Annotated in this window: 20 protein-coding genes; 14 read left to right on the top strand and 6 right to left on the bottom strand. The window is 37.8% G+C overall.

Annotated elements, in window-relative coordinates; translation table 11 throughout:
- Positions 1-61 precede the first annotated feature (61 nt).
- The 7 genes from AB5618_RS07760 to AB5618_RS07730 all read left to right on the top strand — a co-directional run bounded on the left by AB5618_RS07760 (position 62) and on the right by AB5618_RS07730 (position 9400).
- Positions 62-772, top strand: a complete 711-nt coding sequence (locus tag AB5618_RS07760) for a LytTR family DNA-binding domain-containing protein (RefSeq protein ID WP_173717516.1) — start codon at positions 62-64, stop codon at positions 770-772.
- Complete coding sequence (locus tag AB5618_RS07755) at positions 769-2049, top strand: ATP-binding protein (RefSeq protein ID WP_226841066.1); 1281 nt, start codon at positions 769-771, stop codon at positions 2047-2049. Before AB5618_RS07760 ends, AB5618_RS07755 begins: the two co-directional genes overlap by 4 nt.
- A 361-nt stretch (positions 2050-2410) precedes the next feature.
- The gene (locus tag AB5618_RS07750) at positions 2411-5494 is read left to right on the top strand and encodes a glycoside hydrolase family 3 C-terminal domain-containing protein (protein WP_173717515.1); all 3084 of its coding nucleotides are present in this window, start codon (positions 2411-2413) and stop codon (positions 5492-5494) included.
- On the top strand, positions 5491-5904 hold the full coding sequence (locus AB5618_RS07745; RefSeq protein ID WP_173717514.1) for a hypothetical protein: 414 nt from the start codon (positions 5491-5493) through the stop codon (positions 5902-5904). Before AB5618_RS07750 ends, AB5618_RS07745 begins: the two co-directional genes overlap by 4 nt.
- Before the next feature lie 220 nt (positions 5905-6124).
- On the top strand, positions 6125-6886 hold the full coding sequence (locus tag AB5618_RS07740; protein WP_233456130.1) for a ParB/RepB/Spo0J family partition protein: 762 nt from the start codon (positions 6125-6127) through the stop codon (positions 6884-6886).
- Complete coding sequence (locus AB5618_RS07735) at positions 6883-8112, top strand: replication initiator protein A (protein WP_173719592.1); 1230 nt, start codon at positions 6883-6885, stop codon at positions 8110-8112. The genes AB5618_RS07740 and AB5618_RS07735 overlap by 4 nt, the downstream gene beginning before the upstream one ends.
- A gap of 43 nt (positions 8113-8155) precedes the next feature.
- Positions 8156-9400 carry an LPD25 domain-containing protein gene (locus tag AB5618_RS07730; protein WP_148463587.1) on the top strand — a complete coding sequence of 415 codons (1245 nt, stop codon included), beginning with the start codon at positions 8156-8158 and terminating at the stop codon, positions 9398-9400.
- Between the two features lie 75 nt (positions 9401-9475).
- On the opposite strand, the gene AB5618_RS07725 is transcribed toward AB5618_RS07730, so the two are convergent.
- The 6 genes from AB5618_RS07725 to AB5618_RS07700 form a co-directional block, all read right to left on the bottom strand.
- Entirely contained in the window at positions 9476-10045 is a 570-nt protein-coding gene (locus AB5618_RS07725; RefSeq protein ID WP_233456131.1) for a hypothetical protein, read from the bottom strand.
- The gene (locus AB5618_RS07720) at positions 10042-10842 is read right to left on the bottom strand and encodes a relaxase/mobilization nuclease domain-containing protein (protein ID WP_233456132.1); all 801 of its coding nucleotides are present in this window, start codon (positions 10840-10842) and stop codon (positions 10042-10044) included. Before AB5618_RS07720 ends, AB5618_RS07725 begins: the two co-directional genes overlap by 4 nt.
- Positions 10803-11132: a MobC family plasmid mobilization relaxosome protein gene (locus AB5618_RS07715; protein ID WP_147598859.1), complete on the bottom strand. Its 330-nt coding sequence runs from the start codon at positions 11130-11132 to the stop codon at positions 10803-10805. Before AB5618_RS07715 ends, AB5618_RS07720 begins: the two co-directional genes overlap by 40 nt.
- A gap of 687 nt (positions 11133-11819) precedes the next feature.
- The gene (locus AB5618_RS07710; protein ID WP_148463586.1) at positions 11820-12272 is read right to left on the bottom strand and encodes an Hsp20/alpha crystallin family protein; all 453 of its coding nucleotides are present in this window, start codon (positions 12270-12272) and stop codon (positions 11820-11822) included.
- 136 nt (positions 12273-12408) lie between these two features.
- Positions 12409-12864, bottom strand: a complete 456-nt coding sequence (locus AB5618_RS07705; protein ID WP_118254521.1) for an Hsp20/alpha crystallin family protein — start codon at positions 12862-12864, stop codon at positions 12409-12411.
- A gap of 272 nt (positions 12865-13136) precedes the next feature.
- The gene (locus tag AB5618_RS07700; RefSeq protein WP_118584014.1) at positions 13137-13358 is read right to left on the bottom strand and encodes a S24 family peptidase; all 222 of its coding nucleotides are present in this window, start codon (positions 13356-13358) and stop codon (positions 13137-13139) included.
- On the opposite strand from AB5618_RS07700, the gene AB5618_RS07695 reads away from it, so the two are divergent.
- From AB5618_RS07695 to AB5618_RS07665, 7 genes are all read left to right on the top strand, one after another.
- Positions 13317-13589, top strand: a complete 273-nt coding sequence (locus AB5618_RS07695; RefSeq protein WP_330382803.1) for a hypothetical protein — start codon at positions 13317-13319, stop codon at positions 13587-13589. The two genes, AB5618_RS07700 and AB5618_RS07695, sit on opposite strands and share 42 nt — an antisense overlap.
- 134 nt (positions 13590-13723) lie before the next feature.
- Positions 13724-14701, top strand: coding sequence for a choloylglycine hydrolase (bsh, locus tag AB5618_RS07690; protein ID WP_005347230.1), 978 nt, complete (start codon positions 13724-13726; stop codon positions 14699-14701).
- 38 nt (positions 14702-14739) lie between these two features.
- The gene (locus tag AB5618_RS07685; protein WP_148463585.1) at positions 14740-15420 is read left to right on the top strand and encodes a GTP pyrophosphokinase family protein; all 681 of its coding nucleotides are present in this window, start codon (positions 14740-14742) and stop codon (positions 15418-15420) included.
- 35 nt (positions 15421-15455) lie between these two features.
- Positions 15456-17015: a cardiolipin synthase gene (gene cls / locus AB5618_RS07680; protein ID WP_148463584.1), complete on the top strand. Its 1560-nt coding sequence runs from the start codon at positions 15456-15458 to the stop codon at positions 17013-17015.
- Positions 17016-17213: 198 nt separating this feature from the next.
- Positions 17214-18647, top strand: coding sequence for a phospholipase D family protein (locus tag AB5618_RS07675; RefSeq protein ID WP_118568545.1), 1434 nt, complete (start codon positions 17214-17216; stop codon positions 18645-18647).
- A complete protein-coding gene (locus AB5618_RS07670) occupies positions 18626-19336 on the top strand; it encodes a response regulator transcription factor (RefSeq protein ID WP_003693048.1) in 711 nt (236 codons plus the stop codon). The genes AB5618_RS07675 and AB5618_RS07670 overlap by 22 nt, the downstream gene beginning before the upstream one ends.
- Positions 19336-20379, top strand: coding sequence for a HAMP domain-containing sensor histidine kinase (locus tag AB5618_RS07665; protein WP_118584010.1), 1044 nt, complete (start codon positions 19336-19338; stop codon positions 20377-20379). The genes AB5618_RS07670 and AB5618_RS07665 overlap by 1 nt, the downstream gene beginning before the upstream one ends.
- Positions 20380-20388 lie beyond the last annotated feature (9 nt).

The following is a 20388-nucleotide window of genomic DNA, read 5'->3' as shown; positions in this document are numbered from 1 at the left end:
TTGAAACAAGCATACTCTGTAAATTATTTTTATATGACAGATAGTAATATGGGGAGCGGATATGAGAAAAATTGCAATAGTGGACGATGAGCAGGAAGAAAGGGATTCCTTACAGGAATGTTTTGAACAGTTTCAAAAGGAAAATGCCATAAAACTGGAGATAAAAACTTATTGTTCTGGAGACGTATTTTTGCAGCAATTTGATGCATCGTATGATCTGATCTGTCTTGATATTGACATGGACGGAACTAATGGAATTGACACGGCGAAGAAAATCAGACAGAAAGACAAAGAAGTTCTTATTTTCTTTGTAACCAATATGGCTCAGATGGCAATCCGGGGATATGAGGTGCGGGCGCTTGATTTTATAATCAAACCAGTGAACTACTATTCTTTTGCCATGAAGCTTTTGAATGCTTTAGATATTATTTCTAATCAGCGGTCAAAAAATATTGTACTGACAACACCAAGAGGAATGCAGATTATTTCATCGGATGAACTGTTTTTTGTGGAAGTAGACGGACATTATCTTTTATACCACACAAAACATGGAGAATTCTGTCAGAAAGCTTCGTTAAAAGATTTGGAGCAGCAGTTGGAAGGACTCTCATTTAAACGGTGTAATAATTGTTATCTTGTGAATTTGAAATATGTAAATGGTGTGGAGAAAGAAGATGTAATTCTTCAAGGTGAACATCTTAAAATCAGCCGTCCACGTAAAAAAGAGTTTTTACAGGCACTTGCAAACTATATGGGAGGAATTGAGATATGATGAAATATTGGTTAAATGTTTCCTATATGGTCGAGTTGATTTGTGCGTGTCTTCTTTTCTTAAAACCTGTGAGGAAAAGAAAACATTTCGTACTGATTGCAACGGTTTTAAGTATAAGTATGTTGATTTTGGTCGGCTTTTATAATGAATTTGTGGGAAAACCGGATTCAGTAGCTGGAGAAATTTTCTACTGGGCAGTTTATCTGATAATAAGCATTTTATTTGTATGGATATGCATGGGGCAGTCTATTGTGCAGGCGGTATATTGTTCTACTTGTGCTTTTGCAGTACAGCATATATCTTATAGTCTTATGCAGATATATAATCTTGCCGGAGGGGAAAGCAAGGTGGTAAGTGTAGGGTGCTATGTGCTGGTTTATGTAATGGCATATTTTTTCTGTGCAAAAAAAATACCGGATAATGGAAGATTTGTGGCAGACAAGAAATTGGTTTTTCCGTTGACGACGATTATTGTAATTATATGGTTGCTTGGGATTCTAGAGGGAGCAAAGGTGGCTGGGTTTGAGGTTGGCAGATGGTATCGAATGATTCTTTGTGGTATGGACTGTCTGTGCTGTGTGTATGCATTGATTGTTCAGATCAATCAGAAAAATCTGATTCAGCTTCATCGGGAGTTAAATGGAATTAACACGGCTCTTTATTTGCAAAACAGGCAATATAAAATGACTGCGGATACCATTGAAAATATTAACCGGAAATGCCATGATTTAAAACATCAGATTCGTGCATTAAAAAGTATGGATGATGGAAAAGAGAAAAATGAGTATCTGGAAGAACTTGAAAATGACATCATGATTTATGATACTGCGTTAAAGACAGGAAACCGTGCACTTGACATTGTATTGATGGAAAAAGCATTGTTCTGCAAAAATCATGATATTTGCTGGACTTGCATGGCAGATGGAGAACATCTTGATTTTATGAGGGTAGAAGATATTTATGCAATATTTGGAAATGCATTGGATAATGCTATTACAGCAGTCATGAAAGTGACAGATCCGGATAAGCGTGTCGTAAGTACAAAATTAATCATTCAGAGTGATCTTATGGTAATTCAGGTTCAGAATTACTATGAGGGAAAGCTGCAATTTGAAAAAGGTCTTCCGCTTACAACTAAGAAAAACAAGGCAGATCATGGATACGGTATGAAGAGTATCCGTTATACTGCTGAAAAATACAATGGAACTATTACTGTTCAGACAAAGAATCAGATTTTTATGTTACAAATCTTGATTCCGGTGCCGAACTCTGCATGAGCCAGATGAGGCACGGCAGATTGTAAAAAACAAAGATACGGATTCTTTTTTCTTTTGCCATGATTTTTTTCGGTTCTTTTTTTCTTCTTTATAACGATCTACTTTTGCCTGACTCATGATAAATCTCCTGACTTCTTATACTTTCTTTACCATACTGCATTTTGTCAGAAAAATTAATGCAAATTGGCATCAGAAATCATACTTAAAAATAAAAATTCAGTAAAGATAATTTGAATTTACAGAATATGTACCGATAAAGACAGGATATGCATAATATATTGAGCTTTTATTGCTTTTCTCTTACAATGATTACAACGTAATGGTGCACACATAGCGTAATTTAAAGAAAGAGAGGAAAATTATGGGAACGAGAAATAAAAGTAATCTGGCATTTCGAGGATTCGCCAGTGTATCAGCATTTTTGTTGGCTTTTACTTCTTTTGGAAGTGTATGTGCGGAGAGTTACGCCTCACAGGTAAATTCATTTTTGGGGGTAAAAACGACAAAGATGGTATCTGATACAGATACGAGGATTATTTATGCAAGTTCGTATGGGGATTTTACAGAAGACAATTTAAAAAAGTTAGAGGCTGATGTTTACGATCACATCGAGCGAGAGGAAGAAGAAGGTGCAGTATTATTATCGAATGATGGAACACTGCCATTGGAAACTGGGAAAAAAGTCAGCTTATTTGGGTTTGCTGCATATAATCCGCTATATCACACTTCAGCAGCAGGATCGAGAACATACAAAAATGGGGATTTGACTGTTGACTTCTATGAAGCCTTGAGCAATGAAGGATTCGAGATAAATGATACATTGTACAATGCCTATAGCAGTATGGAGCCACGAACAGGTGAGGGAGGATTTCCACCTTGGGGTGATGGTATCAAGAATTATATGGGAACAGGCAACTGTGAAGCACCTAAGAGTATTTACACGGAAGAAGTATTAGATTCACTGGATGATTATAATGATGCGGCAATTGTCGTACTTGCAAGGGAAGCGGGAGAAGGACGTGATATGCCGGTCAGCGAGGTGGATGAAACCACAGGAGAGACAATCAGCAGTCTTGCATTGCATCAAAATGAAAAAGATATGTTAGAGATTGTAAAAGAGCATTTTGATAAGATTATTGTGGTTATCAATACAACTTATTTTATGGAGTTGGATTGGTTAGATGATTATAATGTAGATGCATGTTTATGGATTGGTTCACCTGGAAATACTGGATTAACTGGTGTGGCAAAAATACTGGATGGCGAAGTAAATCCTTCTGGACGTTTAAGTGATACATTCGCAGCCAGTTCGTTGTCTTCTCCGGCAATTGTGAACGCATGTGGAAATGCTCCGACATGGTCTAATGTTGATACCATGTATGATGATGGCATTGTGACGGATGAAAGCACACAGTATGTGACTGTTGAGCAGGAAAATATTTATATAGGTTATAAATATTACGAGACGAGGTATGCAGACTGCATTACAGGAAGTGGAAATGCAGCTTCAGATGTTGGCTGTTTCCGCTCGGCAGGTGCATGGAATTATGCGGATGAAATGTGCTTTACATTTGGATGGGGAATGTCTTATACGGATTTTGAACAGCAGATCACAGGGGTAGAGTATGATGCAGAAACCGACCAGTATATGGTGAATGTGGAAGTCCGCAATATAGGTGAAAAACCAGGAAAATGTGCAGTTTTAGTTTATGCACAGACTCCATATGGAGAGTATGAGCGTCTTAATGAAGTGGAAAAGAGTGCGATTCAGTTTGTGGGATATGAAAAGAGCAGTCTGTTAGATCCAGATGGAACGGAGACTGTGCAGGTGCCAGTGGATCGTTACCTTCTTGCAAGTTATGATCAGAATGGGGCAGAAGGATATATTCTAAGTGCAGGAGATTATTATTTTGCAGTGGGAGAGAGTTCTCACGATGCATTGAATAATATATTGGCGGTGCAGGGATATGTCGGAATGTTTAATCAGGATGGAACAGAAGACGTTACTTTGAATGAAAGTTGTGTTTATAAGTTCACTGATGGGATTCCGGACAATGAAAAACCAGATACAGACAGTTATGCGTATAGCAAAGCAACTGGGGAAAGAGTTACAAACCGTTTTGGTGAACAGGACATTAACTATTGGTCAGAGGATACTGGAGTTAACGTTACTTATCTCAGTCGTTCAGACTGGGCAGCAACATTCCCGACGGAGGCAGTCAGTGTACCTGTAGTTGGAGAAGAAATGAAAACAAAACTACAGGGAGAGGTATACCAAAAAGCAGAGGATGCACCTTCCGCTTCAGAAATGAATCAGGGAGAAGCAGATAATGGAATTACATTTGCAATGATGCGGGATGTCGATTATGATGATACTGAAACATGGAATGCATTTTTAGACCAAATGACAATTGAAGAAATGGCATCTTTATTCCCAAATGTACAGGGGACTTCAGAGATAAATTCTATTGTGCTTCCTGAAACACATTCCAGTGACGGATGCAATGGATCAGATGCATCATTCCCTGAATTATTAGGATTTGGAACGGATGAGGAAAAGAATCCGAATTCGTATACTGAATTTGGAGGTAATTATACCTCTGTTATTGCAGCAAGCTGGAATAAAGAACTACAGGAGGAAAGAGGATTTCTTCAAGGTGAGGAAGTTTTATTTCAGGGATGCAATGAGGCATGGACTGGTGGACTGGATTTGAGACGTACTCCGTTCAGTGGAAGAAACGAGGAATATTATTCTGAGGATTCTAATGTAAATTATTATGTTGGAACGATTGTTTTATCTGCAGAGCAGGAACGAGGAGTTATTGCAGGACCAAAGCATTTTTGTGGAAATGATTTTGAAACTCAGAGAGGTGGTATTAGTTATTTCTATCGTGAGCAGGCATTCAGAGAAGGATCATTGAGAGGATTTGAGGGAGCAATGCGAAATGATCTTGGTGGTGTTTTGGGCGCAATGGAAATTTATGGAAGACAGGGATTGACATATTCACCTGCTTGCGCAGCACTGAATTACGAAGTTGTAAGAGGCGAATGGGGATTCAAAGGACATTTGATTACAGATGCGGCTGTGACAGATTATGCTTCACATTTTGTAGATCAGTTGATGGGATATACAGATATGATTTGTTTTGACTTTGATAAGGTTTCAGGACCTGTGATTGTGGATTATCTTAACCAGACCGATGATGGAATTGTCCTTTTAAGATTGCGTGATATGACGAAAAATACAATTTATGCATTCAGCCATTCAGCAGCAATGAATGGATTGTCCGAGGACAGCAGAATCGTATCAATCACACCGTGGTGGAGTATTACATTAAAAGTATTGATTGCTGTATTTGCAATTATGACAATTGCATTTATAGGATTATATGTACGAGGTGAAGTGAAAAGAAGTTCTGATGCAGGAAAGGAGGAGAAAAAGTGAAATCATTAAAAAATAGAACAATAGGTTTTTATATTCAGGCAGCGATTCCTTTGTTATGTCTTGTGTCACTGGTCGCCTATCTGGTATATGCGTCTGCACTTGGAAAATATGACGTAAAAGTAATACTGGGGTTAGGAATAGGATGCGCTCTGAGTACAGTACAATTTTGGGTTAAAACAGGTATCATAGAACTGATTGCTTCCATTATTATTTCTGTGACGCTATTTTATTTCGTCACGCTTACGGAAACCGTAGGAAGTTATGCAGACTATTTGAATAATATTGTTGCGTTTGGACATTCAGAATTGATTGGTCAAATGAATGTGACAGTCATTATCACAGCAATTACCGCAATATTAGGAATTGTTGGATGCTTTGTTAGTGGTCAGAAGAAACAAAAGAATGAATGAAAAAATAGGTAACTGAAAAAGAACCGAGCCTGTGAACCTTTTTCTGTAAAATAACCATCATAAGGTCCTTCTATGATAAAATAAATATCATTAGGAGGGTCTTTTATTATGGCAAGACAAAAGAAACCTGTACACAGAGTACAAATGACCGATGGAAAAAGAAATATCATTCGTCAGCTTCTCGAAGAATACGATATTGAGACTGCTGAAGATATCCAGGATGGATGACCTGGTAGAGAGTATTAAACAGAATGGTGTGCTGACACCTGTTTTAGTAAGGCCAGATAAGAATAGCAGCTATGAGATGATATCCGGGCATCGAAGAATGCACGCAGCGATAAAAGCAGGACTGGAAACAATACCGGCCATTGTGCGGGATATGGACGATGATGATGCAGTAGTAGTAATGGTAGATGCTAATATTCAACGAGAAGAATTGCTTCCAAGTGAAAAAGCATTTGCATATAAAATGAAAATGGATGCTATGAAAAGACAGGCAGGAAGACCATCAAAAAATAATTCCACCCAAGTTGGGCGGAATTTTGAAACGGCAGAATTGATAGGAAAAGAAACCGGGGAAAGTAAAAATACAATCAGGAGGTTTATTCGTTTGACTGAATTAATTCCTGAATTACTTGATTATGTAGACAAGAAGCGGCTGCCCTTTACCGTTGCGGTTGACATTTCCTATATTGACAAAGAGATTCAAACATGGTTATTTGAATACATCAAAGAAAATGGTACGGTTAAAGCAGTTCAGGTAGCGGCACTCCGCACAGCACTTGAAGCAGAACCGATGACGCAGGCGAAAATGATTTCCATACTGGTAAACAGCCAGCCTGGAAGGAAGCAGGAACAGAAAATCATATTGTCAGAGAAAAAACTGAGAAATTTCTTCTCTGATAAATATACGGCAGAAGATATGGAAAGTGTAATTCTGGAACTTCTGGATCAATGGAAAAGAGGTGAGATAACAGTATGAATTTTGAATACTATTATGGCACTCAGGCTGATCAGTTCAGTTTTATCCGGATTCCAAGGATATTATTATTAGATGAAGCATTTTCCGCACTGTCTTTATCAGCTAAAGTCCTTTACTCGGTACTTCTGGATAGAATGGGACTGTCAATGAAAAATAAATGGCTTGACGAAGAAAACAAGGTGTACATTATCTATCAGATCACGGAGATACAGAGTGACTTGGGATTCTCTAAGAAAAAAGCAATGGATTATCTCACAGAATTGGAGAAAATCGGACTGATTGAAAAGAAAAAGAGAGGCTTTGGATTGCCGAACATTATATATGTTAAGAGCTTTATGGCACATCAGAGTAGTCAAAGAAGTAATGAAATGGGAACTTCACAGGAAAAAGATGTGGTACATAGAAGTATCGAAAGGGGAACTCCTGAGGTGATGAATAAGCACCTCAGAGGTGCCGAAACAGATACCTCAGAAGTGCCCCAAAACGGACTTCAAGAGGTTCCCAAAACGGTACCGCTATATAATAAGACTTATATGAATTATAATAATCAGAGTAATATCACATCGAATCATATCAAATCAGATGGCGATAGGATTCGATGTGATCAAAAAGAACAGACAATCAATGCTTATGCTGAACTGGTAAAGAAAAATATTGATTTTGATGTTTTACTGCATACATATAGCAGAGAGCAGGATCTGGTAGAAGAAATATATCAGTTGATTCTGGAGACCGTTCAAACTGAAAAGGATATGATACGGATCGCCGGCGAATATTATCCGGCAGGCTTTGTGAAGGGAAAATTACTGAAACTGAATTATTCGCATAAAGAATTTATTCTTTCAGTGAAACACACAGCAGTATCTTCGCTTCCATTAGGTTCAGATCCACTTGGAAACATTGCCCGTATTAACAATTTATTGGAAAGTTATCCGAAGAAACTGGCAGATGCGGAGCAGAAACTAGAAACAGTAAAAGAACAGCTGGAAAATGCAAAACAGGAAGTGGTAAAGCCATTTCCAAAAGAGAAGGAGCTGAATCAGATGATGGAACGTCTGTCAGAGTTAAATGCACTCTTAAATATGGACGAGCAAGGAAGTTCCGAAGAGCCTGAGAACAGCGGAAAGCAGAGCATTCACGATAAACTGAATGCAATAAAACAAAAAGGTCAACAGGAACATGATCATGATAAAACAGCAAAGGGAAATGATATTGATTGTAGTTGACAATAGAGAAAAATAACTGGAACTGGAGGAGCAGAATTATAATATGGTTGATAATGTGTTGAACAACGGATTTGGAGAGAAAGAGCGGAGAGAAGAAATCAGAAAAGCAGCAGAGAGCTATCAGCAGAAAACGGGAGCAACTATCACATTCTTTGCAGCTGTATGTGAGGAGTTTCCGTCTATGGGAAATTATTTTGACGGGCTTACCGTTGAACAGGTCACGGACAGATATAAGCAGATCTTGGCAGATCCGAGATTAAGCTATATGGGAAATGGAATGGGATTTGAGTTACACGATTCATCCCTTCCGGATTATCTGGATGGTCCGATGACCTTAATAAAAGGGCATACGATTTATGCGGATAACATTGATTCAATTTCATATTACCGTGAGCATCCATTGGTTCTGGAAGCAATACAGGAGCTTAGAGAGCGGTTCCCGGACTTCAAATATTTTATGACAGCCCAGGAAAAGCAGGATATTTATCCGGAGCATATGACAGCGGAAGCAATCGCTTATGCGCTGGTAGACCTGGCAGAAGACTTTGATACTTATGAGTTCCGGGATAACGTTGATGATAAGGAAACACTGGTCAAAGAAATAGAATATGATCTGTATGCAGGACGTGGGAAAAAAGAATATTCCGGATTTTTAAAAGATGTGATGGACGAAAGTGATGAACTAAGTACAAAGGCACAGGTTCTTTTGCAGAGAATCAACGATTATTCCATTCCTGAAAAAAAGGATTTAGAGCCAATGGTAAAAATTGTATTTAGTGAATACAGAGAAATGGAAACCGGAAAGTATCTGCCGTTTAAAGAAGCAAATGAAAAACTTGGAGCATTGGATCAGACTTTCTTGAAGGAAAATCAGGCAAATGATAAATGGGATGACCTGTATTCGGTTGGATATATGGTGCTTTGTTCTATAGATTCAGAGATTCACAAGGTAACAGGAAAGATCATGCTGGGTACCGGTGAGGGCGATATCATTGAACATATGAAAGGAATCGAAGATCAGCGAGATGTCCAGGAACACATCTTACCTTACCTGTATGAATATTGTGGACTGGTGGAAAAATCTCCTGATATAGCTACAGAAGTAAATGAGAAAGAGTCAGCAGCTAATCATAAAGAGGTACAGTCAGAAGCCGTTACTGTAAAAAACTCCGATAGATCAGCAGGAGAAAAAAAGAAATCCATCCATGATCGTCTGAAAGAGAACAAAGAAAAACTTGGTCAGAAGTCGGGAAAAGATAATCTACAGAAAGGGGTTGAGCTGACTTAAGGAACGAAAGCTAAAATAGATGAGAGGATACCAAACTTGAGAAAATCGAGTACGGGTATCCTCTTATTTTTTTGCTTAAATGGATTGCTCCGGATTTTCAGAGGATAATTCTGGAAGAATATTAGCATCCTGGAGCATAGAGGAAAAGTTGCTTTGTACAATATGCAGAGTTCGCTGATCTGCCTGAAGCTGTGTGAGTTCTTTCTGGGTAGCTGCCAGTTCTGTTTCCAGTTGCTGAAGCTGCTTCTGCAATTTTTCCTGTGAGGGCAGTTTTTTTATTCCAAGACCAGATAATTCCTGAAGGGTAGTATCATGCAGCTGGTACTCTGCCTGATGTTGTTTCTGATATGCTTTTTTATCAGGAGCATCTTTTTCAGCAAGTAAAACAGTTCTGCAATGGCGGTAAACATCACAGCGTTTTTGGAGCAGCCGTTGTGCATCCAGCTGTTTATTCAGAGACTGTATTTTGGATTCTGTAGCTTGAATTGCATCAGCGGAATCAGCTACATGATTTTTAAAATCTTCATAATTCAGTAGATTATGTTCAGATAGATAGTTGAAAGTCCGGGCAGCTTCTTTCAGATTATTCAACTTTGCCCAGTGTTCAAATCCTGCTTTATTATGATCGGACAGGTAAGTGGTCATTTCAACGAAAAGCCAGACACGGTTATTTTTTTCTGAGGAGTGCGAGCCTTGCAACGATTTTTTTCAAGACGAACCAGTAAATGATCATCTGCATAATAGGTTCCCAGTGTCTTCACATTGATAAAGTTGACAGCTCCTGGCGCACGGAACGCCAGGTACTTTCCCTGACGAGTTTCATAACCGGCTTCTTTCATCTTCAAAAGAAATTCATCGTAAGTCACAGATGTCCAGATGGCACGGTCAATCTGATATTTTAGTTTTGCCTTCCAGCTCTGTCCTCGCTTATATTCCATATCTTCTTTATAGGAACGTCCGGCTTCAGAAGTTGGCATAGAAGTAGACAGCCCATGTTCTTTGCAGATGCGGTTACTGATCTGGCAGATCTTATGGTAGGTGCGTTTATTAGAAACATATTTATGATAATCCGTGAAGCTGGTAGCATTAAAAAGCAAGTGGCTGTGAATATGTTTTTTATCTGTATGTGTGGTAAGCACATATTCATATTTTCCCTTCAGAACAGAATCTGCGATTTTGGTGCTGACCTCATGGGCAAGTTTTGGATCGGTGAGATCATTGGGATGATAGGAAATGATCATGTGCCAGGCGAGGTTATCTCCCTTTTCCATGACATTATTTTTTCCCATTTCTGCTGTCATGGCAAATTCCAGATCCGCAGTTTCCGGAGAACAGCCAAACGAAGAGACGAGTTTTTGTTCATCCGTCTTATCTGGATTCGTGATATAGGCCACAGCCTTTTTCACTGTAGATTTGATTGGAAAGATCTTAATGTAAGCCATATCTTTTTCACCATTTCTTTCAGCTCTTCTATATCTTGCGGTGTGGCAGTACCTACGGTGTTTGCAACTTTGGCAAGCTGGTTGATGTTCACACCAATCTTGTGCATTTCCTGATACATTGCTTTCAAATAAGTGGTATCTGTATTGACAATCATGCCATCAATCGCCATCTTACGCAGATACACGCTCATGTTAGAGGTCTTGGATAGAATCATCCTCTTGCGGATCATCTTCTTTTCCTCCGGAGTAACCCAGAGCAGTATCTGTACATCTCTTTTTCTGTTTGCCATATAAAAATCTCCTTTATGTTTTCATAAAATCGAGCGAAGCGAAGATTCCAAAAGTGGGGAGGGTCCCGCTTTTGAGGCGAATGCCCGGCAGTGTATATACACTGCCTGTCCCTGCTATTCTTAGCTCTCAGATATTAAATACAAAAAATCAAAGAAATGTTTATCTTCAGAAAAAAATTATGATCCGTATGATGCCGAAGAATATGATAATGCAGATGATTTCGCAGAAGAATTTGGGGATGGAGATTACGATGAGGGGTATGACGATGCTTATGATTACTGGGAAGAAAGAGATTAGGTGAAAATGGAGAACGAACAGATAGTAATAGAATTAAAAGAACTTTTGTATATGGAATTCAGGCGATATTTATATCGAAGGAAAGCAAATGTAACCGCCCAGAGTATCTTGCTGGCGATCGGGTATAACATAAACAAGCTTCATCATAAGATTCAGGCAGGAAGGACAGGGCGGCATTTATTTCCACTCAAACAAACCGCCTGATTTTGACAGGTCAAAAGTAAATCCTGAAAACGAACCTTTTTCCAGAAAAGGTTTATTAAAGTTCGCCTTCTTGTAGAAACAGAATGAAAGGAGAGAATATTTCGCCTTAAAAACGGCAAAAAGATGCTGCCGCACCTATGATTTCCTAATCATTGATGCGACAGCCCGACTATAAGGAGATTTCCTTAACCTTCAATGGCAATATAACCATCTTTTTCTATTTTCTCAGGTGCTTTCTTTGGCACGGACAGTTTCAGAATACCATCTTCATATTTTGCATGAATGTCTTCTTCGCTTACTGCATCGCCTACATAAAAGCTTCGGCACATGCTGCCCGCATAGCGTTCACGCCTGATATAATTACCTTCTTTATCTTTTTCATCTTTATCCAGTCCCTTTGCAGCAGAAAGTACCAGATAACCATCTTTCAGCTGTACCTGAATCTCGTCTTTCTTAAATCCCGGAAGATCGACATCCAGTTCATAGCTACCGTTTGTTTCACGGATATCCGTTTTCATCATGTTCTGCGCATGTTTACCATAAAGCGGATTCTTCTTGCCCCAAAACTCATCGTTAAACGGGAAATTCATCCAATCATCATCAAATAAGTTTTCTCCAAAAATACTAGGCATTAACATAAGTCATCTCTCCTTTTCATGACAAACAAATCTATATTCAAGTCTTTCGACTGTTACTTACAATTATATTTAAAGGGTACTGCCCGAAATCTTCGGGCAACACCACGAGCTTTTTATCAATCAGATGTTATCATTATCATTCAATGGTTATATATTTCGGATCATTGGAAACTGGTTTTGCTTCTTTCTTCGGAACAAACAGTTTCAGGATACCATGTTTGTATTCACCTTTAATGTCTTCCTGAGTCACTTCTTCGCCTACATAAAAGCTTCGCTCGCAGGCTCCTGCGTAACGTTCACGTCTGATGTAGTGTCCCTTCTTATCTTCATCGTCTTCATCCAGACCTTTTGCTGCACTGACAGTTAAGTAACCATCTTTCAATGCAACTTTGACTTCATCTTTCTTGAAGCCAGGAACATCAACAATCAGTTCATAACCTTCCGGTTTTTCCTTAATATCTGTCTTCAGGAGATTCTGTGCTCTTCTTCCGTACAGCTTCTTTTCCGCTTTCTTCTCATCTTTGTCATCATAATAGAATGGTGTAAAGAAATCATCAAATAAGTTTTCTCCAAAAATACTAGGCATTAACATAAGTCATATCTCCTTTCAAAAGCTCCCTAGATCTTCACGATCCAGTCTGCTGTATTATCATTTCTAGTTCTTCGAACATCTGGAATACCTTTTCTTTTATCTCTCTTCCTTTGTTCTATCCGTAATATAACACGTATTATTAGCACTGTCAAGAGGTGAGTGCTAATTTTTGCGAAGATTTTGTGAATGTGTTTTGTGAACGCTATAAGCCATGCAAAATGGTGAAAAAAGACGCCCTGCAAGTTTACTGTTAATGCATCAGCCTTTTAAAATTAGCCAACTACTTTTCCAAAAGTTTTTAAGGTGGAGCCGGAAGTGACTTGGATAGGAGCATATTTTTTATTTAGAGAAATAAATTGGATACCGGAATCAGATTGATGATATTTCTTTACATAAGCATCACCATCGAGGAAAAAGACACCGATTTCTCCTTCTTCAAGAGTTTCTTGTTTATGAATCCAGATGATCTGTCCATCCAGATAGAGAGGCTCCATACTGTCACCACATATGATGTTGTTCCGAAAGAAGAAATTGCTGAATTTGAAGAGCTTATGCGCAAAACCATAGCTGACATTGTATCAGAAGCCAGTAGCGTTGTCTTTTGGGTGTATGTGCAGAAATATGTGAAGCACAAAACCCTAAACGAAATGCTGCAAGAATTGCCAGACGTAGGTCAATTCATCCTAGCTATGGATACCTGGTTTGAAAAACTGATGGAGAAATAATCTAGGAAAATAGTTTAAAGTTTACATGTTATGATCATGTATGAAGTTGGAACAAAATAAAAGATTGTGCTATACTATTGTTCAAGAAAAAAATTCATTGACATATTTCAATCTATTTAGGAGGATAAACGATCATGTGTACAGCAGCAACTTATAAAACAAAAGATTTTTACTTTGGACGAACCCTCGATTATGAATTCTCTTATGGTGATCAGATAGTAATTACACCACGTAATTATGCGTTTAATTTTCGCCATGTTGGCGATATGAAAAATCATTATGCAATTATTGGAATGGCTCATGTTGCAGAGGATTATCCTTTGTATTATGATGCTATGAATGAAAAAGGAGTGGCAATGGCAGGACTGAATTTTGTCGGAAATGCTGTTTATGCCGCGATTAAGCCAGATGTGGAAAATATTGCACAGTTTGAATTTATTCCGTGGATTTTAAGTCAGTGTTCTTCTTTAGTTGAAGTTCGCGAGCTTCTTGAACGAATTAATATTGTTAATACTCCTTTCAGCGAGCAATTACCATTAGCACAATTACACTGGATCATTTCTGATGAGAATGAGTCAATTACGGTAGAATCTATGTCAGATGGTTTGCATATTTATGACAATCCAGTAGGAGTGCTTACGAATAATCCGCCATTTCCACAGCAGATGTTTCAACTAAATAATTATATGTATTTATCTCCTAAACAGCCCAGAAATACTTTCTGCGAAAATTTGGCTCTTGATGCATATAGTAGAGGTATGGGAGGATTAGGTCTTCCGGGAGATCTCTCATCTTCCTCACGCTTTGTACGTGTAGCTTTTACAAAGGTAAATGCAATTTCAGGTGAATCAGAGGAAGAAAGCGTTAGCCAATTCTTCCACATTCTCGGATCTGTGGATCAGCAACGAGGATGTTGCGAAGTAGCGGATGGAAAATATGAAATCACATTGTATACGTCGTGTTGTAATGTTACAAAAGGTATTTATTATTACAATACTTATGAAAACCACCAGATCAGTGCAGTAGATATGCATGTAGAAAATCTGGATAGTGATAAAATGATTTGTTATCCAGTAATTCAAGGAGAACGAATCAACTATCAAAATAAATAATGTTTTGAAATCAGGGATGAGGTAGAAAGGAAAGTTCCATGACAAAAGATGAAGTAAAAAAACTCAGGATGAACAGTCCGGAATCACTACAGTTTTTAAATAATGCTACAAAATTTTATAATTTAATGATGATGTATCGTTGTGCTATTCGGGAGATACAAACTAAACTTGAGGTTTTGGATGATGAATTTTCAGTTGAGAACAATCGAAATCCTATTTCTTTTATAAAAACAAGAATTAAGAAGCCCAATAGTATTTACGATAAAATGCAGAAGATGGGATATGAATTTACAACAGAAAATATACAGACATATCTCAATGATGTAGCAGGCGTTCGAATAGTTTGTGCGTTTATTGACGATATTTATATGATATCAGATTTGATTACCCAACAGGATGATATTAAAGTTATTGAAATAAAAGATTATATAAAAAATCCAAAATCGAATGGTTATCGAAGCTATCATATGATTGTTGAAATACCAGTATTTTTTGCTAAGGGTAAAACACCTATGCGTGTAGAATTACAGATTCGAACCAATGGTATGGATTTCTGGGCAACATTGGAACATCAACTTCGCTATAAAAAAGGAATTGAAGAAATGCCTGGCTATGATGAGATAAGTGAAGAATTACTTCATTCTGCAAGAGCTATCATTGAAGCAGATAATGAAATGCAGAGAATAAAAGACAAAATTGGTATGTTCCACGAAATTTAGGGAGAAAACTGAGCAAGTAGGAAGGTGTAATATATATGAAACAAGATACTTTAGAGGGCAAAGCAAAAACAAAAAATGGGATAAAACGGCTGTGTTTTTCCATAATCTGCATTCTTCTGGAAGTGATTTTTATTATTACTATCGTAACACGCTTGAATGAATATGCAGAAATCATAAATTTATTTACAAGGATTTTGAGTGGGATCTTGGTTTTGGGATTGTACGCATCAAATAAGACATCCTCTATGAAAATGCCTTGGATCATCTTAATTCTAATTTTCCCAATTATGGGTGTAGGCCTGTATTTGTTGATTGGTTTGAATGGTGGCACACATAAAATGCGTGAGCGATATGCAGAAATTGATAGCAAATTGTTACCAATGCTTCCAGACAGTCAGGAGTGTTTGAGCAAAATAAAAGAAACAATTCCGAAAGCAGGAAATATAGCAAGTTACATACAAAGAAATTCGCAGTATCCAATCTATCAGAATACGGATATTGTGTATTTTGATGAAGCAGTGAAAGGATTAGAGGCACAGCTTAAGGATTTGGAGAAAGCACAGAAGTTTATCTTTATGGAATATCATGCGATAGAAGACGCTGAAGCATGGCATAAGATTCAAGATGTTCTGGAAGAGCGAGTAAAAGCAGGTGTGGAAGTTAGAGTATTCTACGATGATATGGGTTCTATAGGCTTTATTAACACAGATTTTGTGAAAAAGATGGAGGCAATAGGAATTCATTGCCGTGTATTCAATCCGTTTATGCCAGGTTTAAATCTGTTTTTGAACAATCGTGATCATAGAAAAATAACAGTTATTGATGGAAAAGTCGGATTTACAGGTGGATATAATCTAGCAAACGAATATTTTAATTACACACACCCGTATGGACAGTGGAAAGATACAGGTATTCGTTTAGAAGGAGATGCTGTTCAGTCGCTTACGGTGACATTTTTGGAAATGTGGAATGCAGTAAGTGATAAGGCTGCTAATGATTCTGATTTTAGTAAATACCTTTTCCACTATGATTATGCGGCACAGCAAACTGGGTTTGTTCAACCTTATGCAGACAGCCCTATGGATAATGAGCAAGTAGGAGAAGAAGTTTATATCAGTATGATAAATAAAGCTGAAAAATATTGTTGGTTTATGACTCCATATCTAATCATAACAGATGAAATGACGCATGCGTTATGTCTGGCTGCTAAGCGAGGGGTAGACGTAAGAATTATCACACCTGGTATCCCTGATAAAAAATTCATTTATAATATAACTCGTTCTTTTTATCATGGATTAGTTAAACATGGTGTTCGTGTTTATGAGTGGACTCCTGGTTTCTGTCATGCAAAAATGAGTGTGGCAGATGACTGTATGGCAACTTGTGGAACAATTAATCTGGATTATCGAAGTTTATATCACCATTTTGAAAACGGCTGTTTTATGGCAGATTGTCAGGCAGTTGTGGAAATAAAAAATGATCTGATAAGAACGATGGGAGAATGTCGTGATGTGACAGACCAATATCAAACCGGACGAAGTGCATATTTGCGACTGGGACAATTATTTATGAGATTATTTGCTGGATTGCTATAAGAATCTGATGAAACGACCTTTCAAAAAACAGTTGATTTAGAAGTTAACTGTTTTTGAAAGGCCGTTTTTGCTATATCTAACAGTCTGTTGTACAAAGAAGATTTTGCATGGATGAAAAAAACAAACCTTGTTGAGGTTAAATTGAGATTCACTTTGTATTATATAAGTATGAAATAAAAAGGAATCAGGTGATGTACAATGAAAAAGCATAAAATATGTAAAATCCTTCTTGTTATACTGGCAATTTTTTTATGTGTGGCTTTTTATGAATTGCTCGGAATCTGCGTTGCATATAAAAAGCAGCCGGAAGTGTCCAATACAACCAAAAAAGAAACAAAAAATGGGTCATGGAACGAATGCAGTGAAAATACAGAACGGGCAGTAATCATAGAAAAGAATCCAGAAGCGCTTTTACAAAGAGTGCGTTTGATCAAGAATGCCAAAAAGGAAATTATTCTTTCTACTTTTGCATTTCAATCCGATGAAAGTGGAAAATTGATTTTAGGAGCACTGCATGATGCGGCAGACAGAGGTGTACATATTCGTCTGTTAGTAGATGGAATGGAGAGCTGGATTGATATGGAAGGAAATCCGTATTTCTATGGATTATCTTCCCATGAGAATGTTGAAATTAAACTGTATAATAAGGCCAATCCGTTGAAACCATGGAAGATGATGGGTAGAATGCATGATAAATATTTGATTGCAGATGGAAAGAGATATATTCTTGGGGGAAGAAATACATACAATTATTTCCTGGGTGATTTTCCGGGACATAAGAACTATGACAGAGACGTGTTAGTGGTTTGCGATGAACCTGAGAAAGAAAATTCAGTTAACCAGTTGTTAGAGTATTTTGAAACGATATGGGAACAAGAAGACAGTGGTTATTTTCATGACAATAAAAAACTGGCAAATAGAAAATCTGTAAAGAACGCAGTTTTAGAGCTGCAGAACGGCTATCAGAAATATTTTGAAGAGAATAAGGAAAGAATCTGCGATACCGATTACACGGACGAAACTTTTGAGACAGAAAAGATTGCATTAGTGTCAAATCCTATTCACACAGGTTCCAAAGAACCAGTAGTGTGGTATCAGTTGGGAGAATTGATGAAAAATGCAAAAAATCGTGTGAAGATCCACACGCCATATATTATCTGTAATGATATGATGTATAATACATGGGAGGAGATTGCAGAGAACGTTTCAGATTTTTCTATCATGACAAATTCAGTTGCGAATAATGGGAATCCATTTGGGGCTGCCGATTATGCGAAAAACAGAAATAGAATCTTAAGTACAGGAATTAATATCTGGGAATATGAAGGCGGTTATTCATACCACGGAAAAAGTATTCTGATTGATGATGATCTGTCTGTAATCGGTTCCTTTAATATGGACATGAGAAGTGCATATCTGGATACGGAACTGATGCTTGTAATTCGCAGTAAAGATATTAATAAACAGTTGGAAGAGGGCATGATGGAATATGAAAGAGTGTCCCGCCAGGTATTGGAAGATGGAACCTATCGTGATCCATATCATGTAGAGCCAATCGAATTAACAAAGAAACGTCAGAGAAAAATATTTTTGGTACAGCATCTGCTTGGATGGGCAAGGTATCTGTTTTAATAAGGAGGAAGGAAAACGTGTTTCAAATATTGATTGTAGAAGATGATAAAGAATTAAGCCAGCTATTCCAAAAAGTGCTTGAGAAGAATGGATATCAAGTCAAAAGTGCATCGGATGGAGCACAGGCATTAGAAGTATTGGATAAGGAATATATTGATCTGATCATTTCTGATATTATGATGCCGGTTATGGATGGTTATGAACTGGTGTCGGAACTCCGTTCAGCAGGATATCAGATACCGGTACTTATGATCACTGCGAAAGGTTCCTTTGATGATATGCGCCAGGGATTTCTTTCGGGAAGTGACGATTATATGGTAAAACCGGTAAATGTGAATGAAATGGTTTTAAGAGTCGGAGCACTGCTTCGCCGTGCACAGATACTGAATGAACACAAAATTGTGATCGGTTCAACAGAGTTTGATTATGATGCAATGACGGTTACAACTGATAAGGAAAGTCTTGTTTTGCCTAAAAAAGAATTCCTGCTTTTATATAAGCTTGCAGCTTCGCCAGGCAGAACATTTACAAAACAACAGTTGATGGATGAAGTATGGGGATACGAGACGGAGGCAGACCCACATACGATAGAGGTACATATAGGAAGAATCAGAGAGCGTTTTAAAGATAACCCTGATTTTGAAATCGTAACAATGCGTGGAATTGGATACAAGGTGGTGAAAAAATAATGGAACAAAAGAATGAAAAAGGATTGCGGATCCGATCCTGTCTGACTGGTGCAATCTGGCTGGCACTTGTATTTTCAACAGTCATATCTGCTTTATTATTTGCTTTTTTGAATCATTTTTTTAATCTGCCGGGCAGCATACCTGTGCTTGGCTGGCTTTTGATTTTCAATACATTGATTGCAGGGCTGATCACTTCCTTTATTAATGCAAAGTTACTGGAACCAATTACCAGACTTAGTAAAGCAATGAAGGAAGTTTCTCAGGGAGATTTTGAACAGCATTTGGAAACGAACAGCCGTATAGCAGAAGTTGGAGAATCTTATCAAAGTTTTAACGTTATGACAAAAGAACTTCGTGCAACAGAGGTGCTGCAGATGGATTTTGTATCTAATGTTTCTCATGAGTTTAAGACCCCGATTAATGCCATTGAAGGATATACAATGCTGCTTCAGGGAGAAGAACTGTCTCCGGATCAAGAGGAATATGTAGAAAAAATCTTATTTAACACCCAAAGACTTTCCGGATTGGTTGGTAATATTTTGCTGTTATCCAAGTTAGAGAATCAGAATATACCAATGAAAAAAACAGAATATCGTCTGGATGAACAGATCCGCCAGGCATTTCTTTCATTGGAAACAAAATGGACAGAAAAAGAAATTGGTTTTCAGGTAGAATTGGAGGAAGTTAAATATACTGGGAATGAAGGACTTTTTATGCATATCTGGATAAATCTTTTGGATAATGCGATTAAATTCAGCCCTTCAAAGGGGACAATTACGATGTTTCTGAAACAAGAACAGGATTCTGTTAAGTTCATTCTGGAAGATGAAGGACCAGGAATAGAGGATGATGTAAAATCCAGAATATTTGACAAGTTCTATCAGGTAGATGGATCTCATAAAGCAGAAGGAAATGGCCTAGGTCTTGCACTTGTAAAACGGATTGTAGATAGTGCCGGAGGAACAATCAAAGCAGAAAACCGTGAATATGGTGGATGCAGATTTGTTATAGAGCTGCCAAAGCAGAAAGATGAGATTATATAGTTTTAAGAT

The sequence above is a fragment of the Ruminococcus sp. J1101004sp1_RTP21198st1_B9_RTP21198_201120 genome (assembly GCF_040924245.1).
GTDB lineage: Bacteria > Bacillota > Clostridia > Lachnospirales > Lachnospiraceae > Blautia_A > Blautia_A faecis.
Note: the sequence above shows the minus strand (reverse complement) of the source record. Positions and strands in the feature narration are given on the sequence as shown.